At 69.7% G+C, this 15831-nt stretch carries 15 protein-coding genes; 8 read left to right on the top strand and 7 right to left on the bottom strand.

Annotation, left to right across the window (positions count from 1 at the left end):
• The first annotated feature begins 64 nt into the window (after window positions 1-64).
• The 3 genes from ASC79_RS05810 to mmcB all read left to right on the top strand — a co-directional run bounded on the left by ASC79_RS05810 (window position 65) and on the right by mmcB (window position 2315).
• The gene (locus tag ASC79_RS05810) at window positions 65-1195 is read left to right on the top strand and encodes a ferritin-like domain-containing protein (protein ID WP_056024858.1); all 1131 of its coding nucleotides are present in this window, start codon (window positions 65-67) and stop codon (window positions 1193-1195) included.
• 101 nt (window positions 1196-1296) lie between these two features.
• Window positions 1297-1818, top strand: a complete 522-nt coding sequence (locus ASC79_RS05805; RefSeq protein ID WP_056024861.1) for a lipocalin family protein — start codon at window positions 1297-1299, stop codon at window positions 1816-1818.
• Window positions 1819-1859: 41 nt separating this feature from the next.
• A complete protein-coding gene (mmcB, locus tag ASC79_RS05800) occupies window positions 1860-2315 on the top strand; it encodes a DNA repair putative endonuclease MmcB (protein WP_056024864.1) in 456 nt (151 codons plus the stop codon).
• On the opposite strand, the gene ASC79_RS05795 is transcribed toward mmcB, so the two are convergent.
• Window positions 2312-2869, bottom strand: coding sequence for an ActR/PrrA/RegA family redox response regulator transcription factor (locus ASC79_RS05795; RefSeq protein ID WP_056024867.1), 558 nt, complete (start codon window positions 2867-2869; stop codon window positions 2312-2314). The two genes, mmcB and ASC79_RS05795, sit on opposite strands and share 4 nt — an antisense overlap.
• 81 nt (window positions 2870-2950) lie before the next feature.
• Entirely contained in the window at window positions 2951-4369 is a 1419-nt protein-coding gene (locus ASC79_RS05790) for an ActS/PrrB/RegB family redox-sensitive histidine kinase (RefSeq protein WP_156378454.1), read from the bottom strand.
• A gap of 57 nt (window positions 4370-4426) precedes the next feature.
• On the opposite strand from ASC79_RS05790, the gene ASC79_RS05785 reads away from it, so the two are divergent.
• Together ASC79_RS05785 and ASC79_RS05780 are read left to right on the top strand one after the other, a co-directional pair.
• Entirely contained in the window at window positions 4427-5032 is a 606-nt protein-coding gene (locus tag ASC79_RS05785) for an SCO family protein (protein ID WP_056024870.1), read from the top strand.
• 27 nt (window positions 5033-5059) lie between these two features.
• Window positions 5060-5929 (top strand): TetR/AcrR family transcriptional regulator, encoded by an 870-nt coding sequence (locus tag ASC79_RS05780; protein WP_056024873.1) that lies wholly within the window; start codon window positions 5060-5062, stop codon window positions 5927-5929.
• Here the strand turns inward: ASC79_RS05780 and ASC79_RS05775 are convergent.
• From ASC79_RS05775 to ASC79_RS05760, 4 genes are all read right to left on the bottom strand, one after another.
• Entirely contained in the window at window positions 5915-6517 is a 603-nt protein-coding gene (locus ASC79_RS05775; RefSeq protein WP_056024876.1) for a TetR/AcrR family transcriptional regulator, read from the bottom strand. The genes ASC79_RS05780 and ASC79_RS05775 overlap by 15 nt on opposite strands.
• 70 nt (window positions 6518-6587) lie before the next feature.
• The gene (locus ASC79_RS05770) at window positions 6588-7751 is read right to left on the bottom strand and encodes an amidohydrolase family protein (protein WP_200937080.1); all 1164 of its coding nucleotides are present in this window, start codon (window positions 7749-7751) and stop codon (window positions 6588-6590) included.
• A 92-nt stretch (window positions 7752-7843) separates the two neighbouring features.
• On the bottom strand, window positions 7844-9112 hold the full coding sequence (locus ASC79_RS05765) for an RNA polymerase sigma factor (RefSeq protein WP_056024882.1): 1269 nt from the start codon (window positions 9110-9112) through the stop codon (window positions 7844-7846).
• A complete protein-coding gene (locus ASC79_RS05760) occupies window positions 9109-9501 on the bottom strand; it encodes a YciI family protein (protein WP_056024885.1) in 393 nt (130 codons plus the stop codon). Before ASC79_RS05760 ends, ASC79_RS05765 begins: the two co-directional genes overlap by 4 nt.
• A gap of 223 nt (window positions 9502-9724) precedes the next feature.
• On the opposite strand from ASC79_RS05760, the gene ASC79_RS05755 reads away from it, so the two are divergent.
• The 3 genes from ASC79_RS05755 (at window position 9725) to ASC79_RS05745 (ending at window position 13664) form a co-directional block, all read left to right on the top strand.
• A complete protein-coding gene (locus ASC79_RS05755) occupies window positions 9725-10996 on the top strand; it encodes a polyhydroxyalkanoate depolymerase (RefSeq protein ID WP_056025164.1) in 1272 nt (423 codons plus the stop codon).
• Window positions 10997-11006: 10 nt separating this feature from the next.
• Window positions 11007-11744, top strand: a complete 738-nt coding sequence (locus tag ASC79_RS05750; RefSeq protein WP_056024888.1) for a M48 family metallopeptidase — start codon at window positions 11007-11009, stop codon at window positions 11742-11744.
• 87 nt (window positions 11745-11831) lie between these two features.
• Window positions 11832-13664 carry a transglycosylase domain-containing protein gene (locus tag ASC79_RS05745; protein WP_056024891.1) on the top strand — a complete coding sequence of 611 codons (1833 nt, stop codon included), beginning with the start codon at window positions 11832-11834 and terminating at the stop codon, window positions 13662-13664.
• A gap of 11 nt (window positions 13665-13675) precedes the next feature.
• Here the strand turns inward: ASC79_RS05745 and ASC79_RS05740 are convergent, their stop codons facing one another.
• Entirely contained in the window at window positions 13676-15643 is a 1968-nt protein-coding gene (locus ASC79_RS05740) for a transglycosylase domain-containing protein (protein WP_056106224.1), read from the bottom strand.
• Window positions 15644-15831 lie beyond the last annotated feature (188 nt).

Raw genomic sequence — 15831 nt, 5'->3', positions numbered from 1 at the left:
GCTCCGGAACATCGGTGTTGGTGTTTCGTCCAAAGCTCGGGATCAGGGCTCAGGGAGAGACGTCATGGCCGCTGACGGCAACATCACCAAGGACATCCTCTACGACGCCGTGGCGCCGGACGACTTCGAGTCGATGCTGGACCTTGACCGGTACAACAACCGCTCGAGCGCCTTCGACAAGATCATCTCGGCGACGCACGACCACTTCTGGGATCCGCTCGACCCGAAGTACATCGACTTCTCGGCCCCCTGGGACATGCAGAGCCAGCCGTTGGTCAGCGAGGACCTGAACGTCGCGCTGCACACCGACTATGTGAAGGCCAAGCTGAATACGCCCGAGCTGCGGGCGCAGTTCGTCAACAAGTCGCTGCTCTATTCGTTCTCCTCGATCCTGCACGGCGAGCAGGGCGCGCTGAACCTGTCGGCCAGCCTGTGCCACGTGCTGCTGGACCAGGGCGCGCAGGAATACGCCGCCAACCAGACCCGCGAAGAAGCCCGGCACGTCACCGCCTTCGCCAAGTACATCAAGGCCCGCTGGGGCCGGCCGATCCAGTGCAGCAAGGTGCTGCAGGACCTGCTGGTCGACATCATCGGCAGCCCCGAGGTCTACAAGAAGATCATCGGCATGCAGATGCTGGTCGAGGGCCTGGCCATGGGCGCCTTCGCGACCTTCTACCAGAAGCTCAACGACCCGCTGGGCCGTCAGCTGATGCAGCTGGTGATGACCGACGAGGCCTTCCACCACAAGTTCGGGAAGATCTGGGCCGATCGCACCATCCCGAAGCTGACGCCGGCCGAGCACAACATCGTCGAGGACTGGGCCGCGCACTGCTTCCAGGTGCTGCTGTTCAACCTGGTCTCGCCCAGCGAGCAGGTCGCGCTCTACGAGGAGTTCGGGCTCGACCCGGCCAGGGTGCTGGAGGAGATCCAGCTGATCGCCACGGACGAGGTCCGCCGCGAGGACATGAAGGAAAGCACCAACATCTTCCGGGTGCTGATCAAGACGCTGCTGAACGCCGGGATCATCACCGACCGCACGCGCGCCTTCTACGGCATGTATGTCGACATGGAGGAGCTGAAGGCGGAAGGCGACCGGATGGTCGGCGACGACATCGCCGAGGAGGGGATCAAGTACCTCCAGAAGATCAACTTCAAGGACCGGGTCGCGGCCAGCGTGACCCTGGCGGCGGAGTAGACGGCGCGCCGCGGAACGGCCAAGATTTGCGTTGATATTGCGTGGAGGCCCGCGGGAGATTTCGCGGGCCTTGCCGATTCCAACGAGATCATTCGTCAGTCATGCGCGCACTTGCTTCCACGGTCCTCGCCTTCGCCCTCGTCGCCGGCTCAGCCATGGCTGCGCCGCCGCCGCCGACCCAGAAGATCGAGCTGACCCGGATGATGGGCCGCTGGTACGAGGTGGCCCGCCTGCCCAACAAGATCCAGACCGGCTGCCAGGGCGGCACGTCCGACTGGCAGCGGACCGGCGACGGCTTCGCGGTCGTGCAGGCCTGCCACAAGGGCTCGCTGTCGGCGCCGGTGACGGAGTGGAAGGCGCGGGCCAAGGTGCTCGACCCCGCGACCAACGCCAAGCTGCAGATGACCTTCTTCAACGGGTTGGTCCGCCAGGAATACTGGGTGCTGGACCACCGGCCCGAGCAGGGCTGGCTGATCCTGGGCACGCCGGGCGGCCGCTCGGTGTGGCTGATGTCGCAGCGCCCGACCTTGCCGGCGAGCGTAAAGAACCAGGCGGTCACGCGGCTGAAGCAGCTCGGCTACGACATCGGCCGGCTGGAATTCCCGCAGCCCGCCCGCCATTGACGGGTCTTGCGCCTCGAACGAAACCGGAACATGGTTTCGGCATGGACGTCACCATCGTCACCGTCACCCGGCCGGAGATCACCGCCAACGTCACGCGCGGCGCGGCGCGGCTGCTGGTCGATCTGGGCTATGCGCCGCTCAGCGAGGTGACGCTGCCGAACGGCCGCCGGGCCGACCTGATGGCGCTGTCGCCGCGGGGCGAGATCGCCATCGTCGAGGTGAAGTCGGGGATCGAGGACTATCGCGTCGACCGCAAATGGCATGAGTACCTGCCCTACTGCGACCGCTTCGCCTTCGCCGTGGCGCCGGAGTTTCCGCGGGAGATCCTGCCCGAAGAGCCGGGGCTGATCGTCTGCGACGGGTTCGGCGGGGCGGTGCTGCGCGAGACGCCGGTGACGCCGCTGGCCCCGGCCCGGCGCAAGGCGCTGACCATCGCCTTCGGCCGGCTGGCGGCGATGCGGGCGGCCGGCGTGGCCGCCGTGCAGCTGGAAGGCTAGCGCGGGGCGCGCTTGGCCAGGATGCGCTGCAGGGTGCGGCGGTGCATGTTCAGCCGCCGGGCGGTTTCCGAGACGTTGTGGCCGCAGAGCTCGTAGACCCGCTGGATGTGCTCCCAACGCACGCGGTCGGCGCTCATCGGGTTGTCCGGCGGGGCGGGGGACTCGTCCTTGCGGGCCAGCAGGGCGCGGGCGACGTCGTCGGCGTCGGCCGGCTTGGAGAGATAATCGATGGCGCCGGACTTCACCGCCGCGACGGCGGTGGCGATGTTGCCGTAGCCGGTCAGCATCACGACCTTGGCGTCGGCTCGCGCCTCACGCACGGCCTCAACGACCTTCAGGCCGGTGCCGTCTTCGAGCCGCATGTCGAGCACGGCGTAGGCCGGCGGACTGGACTTCACCGCGGCCAGGGCCTCGGCGACGCTGCCGACCAGCACGATCTCGAAGCCGCGTTGCTCCAGGGCGCGGCCCAGGCGTGTGCGCAGGGGCGCGTCGTCATCCAGGACAAGCAGGCTCCTGTCCGGCAGAGCGGCGATATCGGCGGAGAGATCGGTCATGCGCAACCTCCGATAGGGGCGTTCTTTTAACACGCCCCCTGCGGCATCATGTCGCTGCTTGGCGCAGCTCCGCAAGTGCCTTCACGCGGATGGGGCCTTTACTTCGATACGGGCGCGGGGCCATCGCGCCGCGACGATCGCGCCACGCGGTCTACCGTTCTGGAAATTCACAGTCGCCCCTGTTCGTTCCAGCAGGGTCTTTGCGATGAAGAAGCCAAGACCCATTCCGACGTGGCCCGTGCGGCCGCCGGCGACGCCCGGACGGCTTGTGACATAGGGCTCGCCGAGCTTGGAAAGCACGTCCGGCGGGAAGCCGGGGCCGTCGTCGCGCACCTCGATGCCGATGATGTCGGCGTCGAAGCGGACGGTGACCAGCACCTCGGAGGCGGCGAAATCGACCGCGTTCTCCACGAACGAGGTCATGGCGTGCAGCACTTCGGGCATCCGCCAGATGTCCGGCGCGGCGACGCCGGGCGCGCCGGAGACGATCGCCTCGACGCGAACGCCTTTCACCTCTGCATGCGGTTCGATCACCTCGTGCACCAATTGCAGCAGACTCATGCGCTCGTGGACCTCGTCGGAGGCCGCGGCGGGCGCGTCGGTGAGGCGGCGGAGGATCTCGCCGCAGCGCTCGGCCTGGGCGATCAGCAGGTCGGCGTCCTCCTTGACGCTGGCGGTCGGCGCCTCGCGGGCCAGCTCCTTGGAGACGATCGAGATGGTCGCCAGCGGCGTGCCCAGCTCGTGGGCGGCGGCTGCGGCGAGGGCGCCCAGGGCCGAGAGCCGCTGCTCGCGCGCCAGCACGGCCTGGGTGACGTCGAGGGCCAAGGCCATGCGCGAGGACTCCTCGGTGGCCTGACGCACGGTGCCGGCGATGACGATGATGCCGGCGACGTTGGCGATGGCGCAGCCGATCATGAAGGCGACGGGCAGGTCGGTGGCGACGCCATCGAGGGTCGGCAGCGGCGCATGCACGAAGGCGAGGATGACCGAGGCGGCGATGGCCAGCCCCGCCAGCAGGTTGACCGAGCGCGGGGCCAGGGTCGCCGCGCCGAGGGTGACCGGCGCCAGCAGCATCAGGATGAACGGATTGGCGGTGCCGCCGGTCAGGAACAGCAGCAGCGAGATCTGGCCGATGTCGAAGCCGAGCTGGGCGACGGCCTCCCAGCCGCCGATCAGCCGCTGCCCGGGCGAGGCGACGCCGGTCAGCAGGTTCACCCAGGCAGACGCGCCGATGACGGTGAAGCAGAGGGTATAGGGAGCCTCGAAGCCCAGAACGAGGCCGCCGAGGGCGAAGACCAGCAGCTCGCCGGCGATGATCATCCAGCGGAGGGTGACGAGGGTGCGCATGCGCAGCCGGCCGCCCCGCGTGCCGGCCAGACTCCAACCCTCGGCGCTGGAGCCGTCCATGCCGAGCTCGGCGACGCCTTGCGCCGGGTCGGTCGTTTGCCTATCGAGGCCGGGCGACGGCCGCAACGGCGACGGGTTCCTGATCGACGCCATCATTTCGCGAGCATCGCGCCTAACGCCGCGCCTGACGAGCCCCAAAGGTTTAGACCCATGTCCCGCCGCAACCTGATCCTCATCGCCGCCTGCCTGGTCGGCCTGGTCCTCATGAGCGCGCTGGCCTGGCGCGCGGGGGTGTTCGGGGGACAGGGCGCAAGCCCCGCCGGGACTGGAACGGCCATGGTCGGCGGCCCGTTCCAACTGGTCGATCAGGACGGCAAGCCGGTCGACGAGAAAATCCTGAAGGGCAAGTGGACGGCGGTGTTCTTCGGGTTCACCTACTGCCCCGACGTCTGCCCGACGACGATGCAGGTGCTGGGCTCGGCGCAGCAGGAGCTGGGCCGCAAGGCCGACAAGTTCCAGGTGGTGTTCATTTCCGTCGATCCCGCGCGCGACACGCCCGAGCAGATCAAGACCTACCTCTCCAACGAGGTGTTCCCGAAGGGTGCGATCGGCCTGACCGGCACGCCCGAGCAGGTGGCCGCGGCGGCCAAGGCCTATCGCGTCTATTACAAGAAGAACGGCGAGGGCGCGGACTACCTGGTCGACCACTCGACGCCCGCTTACCTGATGAATCCCAAGGGCGAGTTCGACCGCGTGCTGCCCTATGGCATCTCGCCCGAGGAAGTGACGCGCCAGATTTCCGACGCGATGCGCTAGAGGCCGGACACGGCTAGGGTCGCGGGCATGACAGCCGCCGACGCCGCGCTGACCCGCAAGCAGCTCTACGACCGCGTCTGGTCCGCGCCGATGACGCGGGTGGCGGCCGAGCTTGGCCTGACCGGCGGCGGGCTGGCGAAGGTCTGCGACCGCCTGCTGATCCCCTATCCGCCGCGCGGCCATTGGGCCCGCGCCAAGGGCGGCCAAAGCGCCGAGCGGCCGCCCTTGCCCGCTGCGCCCGACGGGGCCGAAGGCCCGGTCCTTGTGGCGGGGGAGCGCTCGGGCTCGCGGCGCCGGCAGACGCGGGCGCCGGCCGAGGCGCGCCGCGCGCAGCTGATCGATGCGGCGGCCGAGATCATCGTGGCCGAAGGCCTGCCGGCGGCGACCCTGAAGGCGGCGGCGCGCCGGGTCGGCCTGAGCGAGGCGCAGGCCCACAATCACTTTCCGCGGCGGGCGGACCTGTTGCTGGCCCTGGCCCGGCGCGAACTTCAGGCCATGGAGGCGCGCCGCCATGCGGAGCTGGACCACGGCCGCGACCGCCAGGAGCGAGTCCGCCTGTCGACCCTGGCCTACCTGCGTGAGGTCGCCCAGCGCGGGGCGCTGATCCAGGTCCTGACCAACAGCACCGAGGTGCGCGAGGGCCTGAGGGCCGAGCGCGAACAGACCCGGCGCAGCGAGAGCCGCCGTGTCTCGACGGGATTGGAGGCGGCCTACGGCCTGCCGCCGGACCTGGCGAGCGGGGCGACGCGGGTGCTGACCGCGATGGCCTTGCGGGCGGGCCGGCTGGTGGCCGGGGGGCGGCTGTCGCTGGCGAGCGCCGAGCGCATCACCCTGGCGATGGTGGAGGCCGGCAACCGCGGCCTGGTGCGCGCCTATCGGCCGTCAGGCGGCGGCTGACGCGTCGTCCCTGAGGCCCTGGATCGCGGCCAGGGTCAGACGTCGGCAGAGTTCAAGCCCGCTATCGGCGGCAAGCTCGCCTTGCCAGACCAGCCGCCCGGCTTCCTCGGGCACGGCCAGAGCCAGGGTGAAGGCGCCGAGAGCCTCGGCCGGCGGCAGGCCGAATGCGCGGGCGGCGCGGCGGGCGAGTCGTAGGGCGATCCCATCGCGGGCGGCGGCGACGGCGCGGCTGAGCCGGCGGCTCATGTACTGATCGCGCAGGATGACGTGTAGCGCCGGGCCATGGGCGCAGATGTGGCGGAAGTAGATTTCCGCGCAGGCCTGGGCCGCCGCATCCAGGTCGTCGAGCGTCGCCGCGGCGGGCAGGCCGGCCGCATCCAGGCGCGCGAAATCCTCGGCGAGGATGTCGTTGTAGAGATCGGCCTGATCGGGGAAGTAGCTGTAGATCAGCGCCTTGCTGACCCCGATCTCGGCGGCCAGGCGTTCCAGCGCCAGCGGCAGGTGGCCCTGCGCGACCAGCGCGGCGCGCGCGGCGTCCAGGATCTGGCGACGCCTCAGTTCCGCCGATAGCCTGCCGCCCTTCGCCACGCCGCGTCCCCCTGGGTGGGAAACGTCATATGGCCAAAGGGGGCCTCAAGGCGAGGCCCCCTCGGCGCCCTCACTCGGCCGCGACCAGTGCGTCCATGCCCATCATCTCCTCGTAGTTGCGGCGGTAGAAGCGGTCCTTGGCCGCCTCGTCGACGCCTTCCATCGTCCGCTCGAAGCGGCCGAGGGGATCGTTGGTGCCCTCCGGGTGCGGGTAGTCGCTGGAGAACAGGAAGAGCTCGGCGCCGCCGTCGGCGATCATCCGGCCGATGTCCTCGCCGGGGAACGGCGTGAACTTCACCGCTCGGCGCAGGTATTCCGAAGGCTTCAGGCTCATGGCCTTCAGGTGTGGGTCGGTGCGCTGGAAGCTGCGATGCGCGAGGTCGAGCTGGCGCAGGAACTCCGGCGCCCAGCCCGCCCCGGACTCGATGACGCCGCCCTTGAGGTTCGGGAAGCGCTCGAACACGCCGTCATAGACCATGGCGGTCAGGAACACCTGGGGTGCGAAGGACAGCATCACATAGTCGGCGAAGCGCAGGTTCTCGCCGCCGCCGTGCAGATCGGGCGCCCGTTCGCGGCCGTTGTTCTGGAAGGCCTTGGGCTGGGTCTTGGTGCCAGGCCCGATGTGCAGCACGAAGGGGACGCGCTCGGTCTCCAGCAGCTTCCAGAGCGGGTCGTAGTCGGGATGGCCGGGCGACTTCTCGCCGGCGGGACCGGCCGAGACCCAGATCGCGCCGTTGCCGACCTCCAGGGCGATGCGCGCCTCGTCCAGCGCGCGCTCGGCGTCGTCCAGCGGCACATAGGCGACGCCGACGAGGCGGGGATCGGCCCGGCAGAAGGCGGCCATAGCCAGGTTGTGGGCGCGAGCCCCGGCGTAGAGGCCCTCGGGGGTGCCGGCCGACAGCGCCGGCCGCAGCGACGAGGTCGCGAACACCAGCTGGCTGGAGAAGCCGAACAGGTCGAGCACCTGGGTGCGCTCGCCCGGATCGAAGGCGCCGGCCGCGACCCAGCCCTTGGGCCCGGCGATGGGGTTCTCGAGCGCCTTCTGCATGGCCGCCTGGTCGCCCTGCCGGGCCTTGGCGCCGTCGAGCAGGTCGTCGATGCGGTTGCGCTCGCGACCGTAGAGCGGCTTGAGCGCGCCGCGCACCGCGTCCTCGATGAAGGGCTCCAGCCACTCGCGGGTTTCCATGACGTGGCTGTCGGCGTCGTGAATCACGCGCCCGTCGGCATAGGTCATCTGCATCTCCCGAATGTTCTGACTATTGCACCAATAAGGCGCCAATCACGACGCGGCAAGGCGCGGCTGCGAGGTCGGCCCATGTCGCGGGATCAGGAAGCGGCGGCCTCGGCGGCGCGGCGCTGCAGCAGTTCGCGTTCGCGGCGGTTGTCGGCCAGGGCGATGGCGGCCTCGAAGGCGGCGCGGGCCTCGGCGCGCCGGCCGAGCTTCAGCAGCAGGTCGCCGCGCACGCTGGGCAGCAGATGATAGGCCTTGAGCGCCGGTTCATCCGTCAGGCGGTCGATGAGGGCCAGGCCCGCGGCCGGTCCCTCCGCCATGCCGATGGCGATGGCGCGGTTGAGCTCGACGATCGGCGAGGGCGCGACCGCCGACAGCCGCCCGTAGAGCGCGGCGATGCGCGGCCAGTCGGTGTCGGCCGCGGCGGGCGCCTCGGCGTGGCAGGCGATGATCGCCGCCTGGAGGACATAGGGTCGATCGCCGCCGCCGAGCGCCAGGGCGCGGGCCAGGGCCGCCAGGCCGCGCCGGATCTGCAGCCGGTCCCAGCGGCGACGGTCCTGGTCGAGCAGCAGGATCGGGTCGCCATCGGGGCCGGTGCGCGCCGCCGTGCGCGAGGCGTTGAGCTCCATCAATGCCAGCAGGCCGTGAGCCTCCGGCTCCTGCGGGGCGACGGCGATCAGCACGCGGCCCAGGCGCAGGGCCTCGCTGCAGAGCTGGGGCCGCAGCCAGTCGTCGCCGCGGGCGGCGGTGTAGCCCTCATTGAAGATCAGATAGACCACCTCCAGCACTGAGGAGAGCCGCGCCGACAGCTCCTCGCCGCGCGGCGTCTCGTAGGCCAGGCCGGAGTCCGACAGGGTCCGCTTGGCCCGCACGATGCGCTGGCCGATCGTCGCCTCAGGCAGCAGGAAGGCGCGGGCGATCTCGCCGGTGGTCAGGCCGCAGATCATCCGCAGCGCCAGCGCCGCCCGCGCCTCACGCGGCAGCCGCGGATGGCAGGCGGTGAACACCAGGCGCAGCATCTCGTCGCCGATGTCGTCGTCCAGCGGGGCGTCGAGGTCGGGCATGGCCTGCTGCTCGCTCTCCAGCTCGTGCGCCACCATCGCGTGCTTGCGCGCCAGCATCGGGCGGCGGCGCAGGTGATCGAGCGCGCGGCGCTTGGCCGTCGCCATCAGCCAGGCGCCGGGTCGGTCGGGGACGCCGGTTTCCGGCCAGCGCTCAAGCGCGGCCACCAGCGCCTCCTGGGTCAGTTCCTCGGCCAGCGGCACATCGCGCAGCATCCTCGCCAGGCCGGTGATCAGCCGTGGCTGTTCGACCCGCCAGGCGGCGAGGATGGCGCGATGGGCGTCGGCTGTGGGGCGCGTCAAGCGCGGGCCGGGGCCTGGATCTGGCAGGCGGCCTCGAAGTCCTCTGTCGCCATGGGGCGGATCTCGCAGGTCCCTTCCCAGCCGGGCATGTAGTCGATGTGCATCTGCATGAAGTTCATCGCCGAGGCGACGGCCTCTTCCTTGTTCTGCATGTCGAAGATCGCGTAGCCGCCGATCATCTCCTTGGCCTCCACGAACGGGCCGTCGATCAGGTTGAGCCTGCCGTCCTTCAAGTCCACGCGGGCGCCCATCTGCATCGGCATCAGCCCGCCGGTGTCGACCATGCGGCCGGCCTTGATCTCCTCGTTCGCCAGCTTGTCCATGGCCTCCATGAACTCGGGCGACGGCGGGCTGGTGTCGGCGGACGTGATGATGAACATGAAGCGCATGGGGTTCCTCCTGGGCGAGCCGCGGACGCCGTCGCCCGGGTTCTCTCGCTACTGGGATTGACGAACCAGCCCCGGCCGGATCGACAGGCGGCCGGAAAAAAATCGCAGAGAATGGACGCCTGGACGAGCCCGAACGCGGATTTGTGACCGCCGCGACCCAACGCCGCTGGACTCGATTAACCTCCGCCGTGTTATGCTGCGGCGCAGCAAAGAGGACTCGGCGATGCTCTACACGCTCTATGAGGCCGGCTATTACGCCTCCACCCCGCTGCGCTGGGCCGCGCGGGCCACGCGCGACTTCTGGTCGTCGCCGCTCAATCCGGCCAAGGACTCCGAGGTCGGACGACGGCTGTTCGCCGGGTCGGACCTGTTCGCCAACCTGACCCGACGCTACGGGCGCCCGGCCTGGAACATCGATTCCGTCGAGATCGACGGCAAGAGCGTGCGCGTGCGGCCGAACGAGGTCTGGTCCTCGCCGTGGGTGAAGCTGATCCATTTCCACCGCGACATGGCCGACATGCGCCGTGCCGGACGCCGCGAGCTGGAGCCGGCGGTGCTGATCGTCGCGCCGCTGTCGGGCCACTACGCCACGCTGCTGCGCGGTACGGTCGAGGCCTTCCTGCAGGATCATGAGGTGTTCATCACCGACTGGTCGAACGCCCGCGACGTGCCGGTGATGGAAGGCCGCTTCGACTTCCACGACTTCGTCGACCATGTCCGCGACATGCTGCGCCAGCTCGGCCCGCGGCCGCACGTGGTCGCCGTCTGCCAGCCGGGTCCGGCGGTGCTGGCCGCCGCGGCGCTGATGGCCGAGGACGGCGAGGATTGCCGCCCCGGGACCATGACCATCATGGGCTCGCCGATCGACGCGCGGCTGTCGCCGACGGTGACCAACAAGCTGGCCGAGGAAAAACCCTTCGCCTGGTTCAAGTCGACGATGATCGACACCGTGCCGGCGCCCTATCCGGGCATGGGCCGCCGCGTCTATCCGGGCTTCGTGCAGCTCTACTCGTTCATGTCGATGAACGCCGAGAAGCACCAGGACGCGCACCAGCGCTACCTGGAGGACCTGATGAAGGGCGACGGCGACGCGGCCGAGAAGCACCTGGAGTTCTACGACGAGTACCTGTCGGTGCTCGACCTGCCGGAAGAGTTCTATCTGCAGACCATCGACTATGTGTTCCAGCAGTACCTGCTGCCGAAGGGCGAGCTGATCCATCGCGGCCGGCCGATCCAGCCGGGGTCGATCAGCGACATCGGCCTGCTGACGGTCGAGGGCGAGAACGACGACATCTCCGGCATCGGCCAGACCCAGGCGGCGCACGCGCTGTGCACCGGGCTCTCGGACGACTTCAAGGAGGACTACGTGCAGCCGCACGTGGGCCACTATGGGGTGTTCAACGGTCGCCGCTTCCGCGAGGAGATCTATCCGCGGGTGCGGGCGTTCATCCGCCGCATGGAAGGCGCTCTCGAAAAGGCCCGCGACGCAGCTTAAGTCTGACGGCATGAGTATCTTCGGCCGTTCGCTTGCGGACGGCGACCGGCTGGAGGTGGCCGGCGCCACGGTTCGCCTTAAGGTTCACAGCCGCGCGCGGCGCATTTCGTTGCGCCTCGACCGCAGCAAGCGCGAGATCATCGCCACCGCGCCGTCGCAGCGGCGGCTGCCGGAGGCGGCGGCCTTCGCGCGCGACCGCGCCTCGTGGATCGCCGAGCGGCTGGCCGAGCTGCCGCAAAGCCAGGCCATCGCGCCGGGCGTGACCATCGACCTGTTCGGCGAGCCCTGCCGCCTTGAGGCCAGCGACAAGCCGGCGCGGCTGCATCCCGCCACCGAGGAGACGCCGCTGCGCATCTCGGCCCGCGGCGAGGGGGAGACCTACGCCAACGCGGTGATCCGCATCATCAAGCGCGAGGCGCTGGCGGTGTTCACCGAGCGCACGGCGTTCCACTGCGCGCGGTTGGGGGCCAAGCTGCCCAGCGTCACCATGATGGACGCCCGCGCGCGCTGGGGCTCTTGCCGGCCGGGCCTGCCAGGCAAGCCGGCGGCGATTCGATACTCGTGGCGGCTGGCGCTGGCGCCCTACGAAGTCGCCGACTACGTCGCCGCGCACGAGTGCGCGCACCTGCTGGAATTGAACCACGGTCCGAAGTTCTGGGCCCACGTCAGCGCGTTGGTCGGCGACGAGAAGCCGCACCGCGCCTGGCTGCGGGCCGAGGGGGCGCGGCTGCACGCCTTTGGGCGCTGAGATTACCGCGAATTATCTTGGTTCCGCCCCAAACCGGAGGGAGAAGGGCGCGGTAAGCCGCGCGTGCGGCCGTTGGAGCCTTAAGACTTGATCTCCCTCGCGCTCGCCGCGTCGCTGTCGCTGACCGCGCCGGAACTTCCGCCCCTTCCGCCGATCAAGCGCGAGGCGCAGGTGGTGTATGTCGACCGCTCAGGCGCGCTGCTGGGCGTGCGCGGCGGACGCTACGGACCGCCGGTCGACACCGCCAAGCTGCCCGGCTACGTGCCCGCCGCCTTCGTCGCCATCGAGGACCGGCGCTTCTACGAGCACACCGGCTTCGACGCCATCGGCATCGCCCGCGCCATCGTCGTGAACGCCGAGCAGGGCCGCACGGCGCAGGGCGCCTCGACCATCACCCAGCAGCTGGCCCGCAACCTGTTCCTGACCTCCGACCAGACGATGGAGCGGAAGGCCAAGGAGGTGATGTACGCCGTCCAGCTGGAGCGGACCTATTCCAAGAAGCAGATCCTGGGGCTCTATCTCAGCCGGGTCTATTTCGGGTCGGGGGCCTATGGCGTCGAGCAGGCCTCGCGGCGCTACTTCGGCAAGAGCGCCTCGAAGCTGAACCTGCGCGAGGCCGCGACCCTGGCCGGGGTGCTGAAGTCGCCGACCAAGTACAATCCGCTCGAGGAGCCGCAGAACGCCGCCCAGCGGGCCGACGTGGTTCTGGCCGCCATGGTCGAGACCGGCGCGATCACGCCGGCCCAGCGCAAGCAGGCCATGGCCCAGCCGCTGAAGCTGGCGGGCGGGGCCTACAGCTCTTCGGCCAACTACTTCATCGACTGGCTGGACGGACAGCGTCGCCAGCTGGTCGGGGCGCCCAAGCAGGACGTCATCGTCGAGACCACCCTGGACGTCGGCCTGGAGGTCGCGGCCGCCAGCACGACGCGGGCGGTGGTCGAGCGCTACAAGGCACAGGACGTCAGCCAGGCGGCGCTGGTGGCGCTGGACGGGCAGGGGCGGGTGCGGGCCATGGTCGGCGGGACCGACTATGCGAGCGCGCCCTACAACCGCGCGGTCACGGCCAAGCGGCAGGCGGGCTCGGCCTGGAAGCCGTTCGTCTATCTGACCGCGCTGGAGGCCGGGCGCACGCCGGACATGGCGGTGGTGGACGAACCGATCACCATCGGGACCTGGTCGCCGCAGAACTACAGCAACGGTTTCTCCGGCGCGCTGACCCTAGAACAGGCGGTGGCGCAGTCGACCAACACGGTGGCGGTGCGGCTGGCCGACGAGGTCGGGCGCGGCAATGTCGCGGCGACCGCCAAGCGGCTGGGCGTCGTCTCGGCGGTGAACACCGACCCGGCCATGGCGCTGGGCACCAGCCTGGTCTCGCCGCTGGAGATGGCCCAGGCGTATGGCGCGTTTTCCAACGGCGGCAATCGGGTCCAGGCCTACGGCATCGAGCGCATCCGCACGGTCGGCGGCCAGGTGCTCTATCAGCGCAAGGCGGGCTCGGCGGCGAACGTGATCGGCAACCCGGCGCTCAGCGATCTCAACCGCATGCTGCGCGGCGTGGTCGCCGCCGGCACCGGGACCCGCGCGAAGATTCCGGGTTACGACCTGGCCGGCAAGACCGGCACCACCAGCGACTACAAGGACGCCTGGTTCGCCGGCTACAGCGGCGGCTTCACGACCGTGGTCTGGATGGGCAACGACAATGGCGCGCCGATGAAGCGGGTGACGGGCGGCGGGGCGCCGGCCGAGCTGTGGCGCGGGTTCATGGCGACGGCGCTCAAGCGCGGCCCGGCCCTGGCGATTCCGTATGGCCCGCCGGCGGCCGCGCCGCCTCCGCCCGAGACGATCGAGACCTTGCTGGAGGCTGCGCCGGAAGCCTTGCCGACGACGACCGCCGAGGTGATCGACGATCCGCCGATCTAGAATGGCCCGATTTAGAACGGGATGTCGTCGACCGGCGCTTTCTGCTGCGGCGCCTGCGGCTGGGGCGCCGGCTGGCCGCCGATGCCGATCGCGTCGGCGATGCCGTCGACCAGGTCGCCGATCGGATCGCTGGGGGCGGGCGGCTCATACGTGCCGCCGGGAATGGCCTGGACCTTCAGGCGCGGCAGGGCCTGGCCCATGAAGTCGCGCCAGATGCCGGCCGGAGCCCCGCCGCCGCTGACCCGCTTCATCGGCTTGTTGTCGTCCTTGCCGACCCACACGGCGGCCACGAAGCCGCCGGTGTAGCCGACGAACCAGGCGTCGCGATAATCGCTGGTGGTGCCGGTCTTGCCGGCCAGATCATAGCCGGGGACCTTGGCGCGCGTGCCCGTGCCGCTGGTCACCACCTGGCGCATCATCTGGTTCATGTACTGCAGCGCCGGCGTGCCGATGACCTGAGTGCGCTCGGTCTTCTCGACGCTGTGGTCGTAGAGGATCTTGCCGCTGGCGGTGCGGATCCGCTGGATTCCGTAGCCCTTGGCCAGGAACCCGCCGTTGGCGAACGGCGCATAGGCCTGGGCCATCTCCAGAGGGCTGACCTCGACCGCGCCCAGCGCCATCGAGGGGTCGAGCTGGATATGCGAATTGATGCCGAGCCGGCGGGCGGCCGAGGCGACGTTGCCGGTGCCGACCTCGTTGGCCAGCCGCGCGGCGACGGTGTTGATCGACTGGGCCAGCGCCGTCTGCAGCGTCATCGGCCCGCGAAAGTCGTTGGTGTAGTTCCGCGGCGACCAGTTGCCGATCTTGATCGGCTCGTCGACCACCATGTCGGCGGGGGTGCGCCCCGCTTCCATCGCCGCCAGATAGACGAACGGCTTGAACGCCGAACCCGCCTGGCGGCGGGCGGTGGTGGCGCGGTCGAACTGGCTGTCGGTGTAGTTGGCCCCGCCGACATAGGCGCGGATGCGGCCCTCGCCGTCGATGGCGACCAGCGCCCCCTGGCCGATGCCCTGGCCCTTGCCGGCCTCCACGCCCTTGCGGATCGCCTGCTCGGCGGCGGTCTGGATCGGCAGGTCGAGGGTGGTCTCGACGACCAGGTCCTCGGTCGGCTCGCCCACCAGGCTGCGGACCTGATCGTCGACCCAATCGGTGAAGTACTGCGCCCGCTGGTTGGCGAGGGTCGGGTTGACCCGCACCGGGGTCTTGAAGGCGGCGTCGCGTTCGGCCGGGGTGATAGCGCCGATGCGGACCATTTCGTCCAGCACGATGGTGGCGCGGCGCTCGGCGCGGTCGGTGGCCGAGACCGGCGAATAGCGGCTGGGGCCCTTCATCATGCCGGCCAGCAAGGCGCTTTCGCCCAGGGTCAGCTGCGAGGCGGGCTTGCCGAAATAGCGCTGCGAGGCGGCCTCGATCCCATAGGCGCCGCCGCCGAAATAGACCCGGTTCAGATAGAGGGCGAGGATCTCCTTCTTGGAGAACTTGGCCTCCAGCCACATGGCCAGGATCAGCTCCTGAGCCTTGCGCCGGTAGTTCTGGCTGGGCGTCAGGAAGAGGTTGCGGGCCAACTGCTGGGTGATGGTCGAACCGCCGCGCAGCGGGCCGCCCTTGTTCTGCATGTTGTAGATTTGGGAGCGCAGGATGCCCCAGGGGTTGAAGCCCGGGTGCCAGTAGAACCAGCGATCCTCGATGGCGATGAACGCCTTGGGCACGTAGGGCGGCAGCGAATCGAGATCGACCGGCGGCGTGTTCTGGCTGCCGCGCACGGCGACCAGCGCGCCGGACTGGTCGAGATACGACACCGACGGCTGGCGCTCGACGTCATAAAGCTTGGAGGTGTCGGGCAGATCGACCGCGAACACCGCGAAGAAGGCGACCACGAAGATCAGCCCCCACACGCCCAGGACGGCGGTCCAGTAGAGGAGCGCCTGCAACGGGGTACGCTGGGCCGGCCGGCGAGGGCCCGGTCCTGACTTAGCCATGTGTCGTCCTAAAGAGTTCGCCGATTGCCCGCCCCGAGGCGGCTAGATAGCTGATGCGCACCAAGCGCGCGACATGATTGACGAGCGATGAACAAGCTTGGCTGTGAGGACGGTTGCGCTTGTCTCTCTTGACCCGGCCCCTGGGGCCGCTCCCCTGGATGCGACGGTCAGCAACAGCGAGGTGATTC

Source organism: Phenylobacterium sp. Root1290 (genome assembly GCF_001425305.1).
GTDB lineage: Bacteria > Pseudomonadota > Alphaproteobacteria > Caulobacterales > Caulobacteraceae > Phenylobacterium.
Note: the sequence above shows the minus strand (reverse complement) of the source record. Positions and strands in the feature narration are given on the sequence as shown.

What these genes read in the sequence shown, in the direction of transcription:
- ASC79_RS05810 (WP_056024858.1), top strand. Translation starts at nt 65, where the DNA reads ATGGCCGCTGACGGCAACATCACCAAGGACATCCTCTACGACGCCGTG.
- ASC79_RS05805 (WP_056024861.1), top strand. Translation starts at nt 1,297, where the DNA reads ATGCGCGCACTTGCTTCCACGGTCCTCGCCTTCGCCCTCGTCGCCGGC.
- mmcB (WP_056024864.1), top strand. Translation starts at nt 1,860, where the DNA reads ATGGACGTCACCATCGTCACCGTCACCCGGCCGGAGATCACCGCCAAC.
- ASC79_RS05795 (WP_056024867.1), bottom strand. Translation starts at nt 2,869, where the DNA reads ATGACCGATCTCTCCGCCGATATCGCCGCTCTGCCGGACAGGAGCCTG.
- ASC79_RS05790 (WP_156378454.1), bottom strand. Translation starts at nt 4,369, where the DNA reads ATGGCGTCGATCAGGAACCCGTCGCCGTTGCGGCCGTCGCCCGGCCTC.
- ASC79_RS05785 (WP_056024870.1), top strand. Translation starts at nt 4,427, where the DNA reads ATGTCCCGCCGCAACCTGATCCTCATCGCCGCCTGCCTGGTCGGCCTG.
- ASC79_RS05780 (WP_056024873.1), top strand. Translation starts at nt 5,060, where the DNA reads ATGACAGCCGCCGACGCCGCGCTGACCCGCAAGCAGCTCTACGACCGC.
- ASC79_RS05770 (WP_200937080.1), bottom strand. Translation starts at nt 7,751, where the DNA reads ATGACCTATGCCGACGGGCGCGTGATTCACGACGCCGACAGCCACGTC.
- ASC79_RS05760 (WP_056024885.1), bottom strand. Translation starts at nt 9,501, where the DNA reads ATGCGCTTCATGTTCATCATCACGTCCGCCGACACCAGCCCGCCGTCG.
- ASC79_RS05755 (WP_056025164.1), top strand. Translation starts at nt 9,725, where the DNA reads ATGCTCTACACGCTCTATGAGGCCGGCTATTACGCCTCCACCCCGCTG.
- ASC79_RS05750 (WP_056024888.1), top strand. Translation starts at nt 11,007, where the DNA reads ATGAGTATCTTCGGCCGTTCGCTTGCGGACGGCGACCGGCTGGAGGTG.
- ASC79_RS05740 (WP_056106224.1), bottom strand. Translation starts at nt 15,643, where the DNA reads ATGGCTAAGTCAGGACCGGGCCCTCGCCGGCCGGCCCAGCGTACCCCG.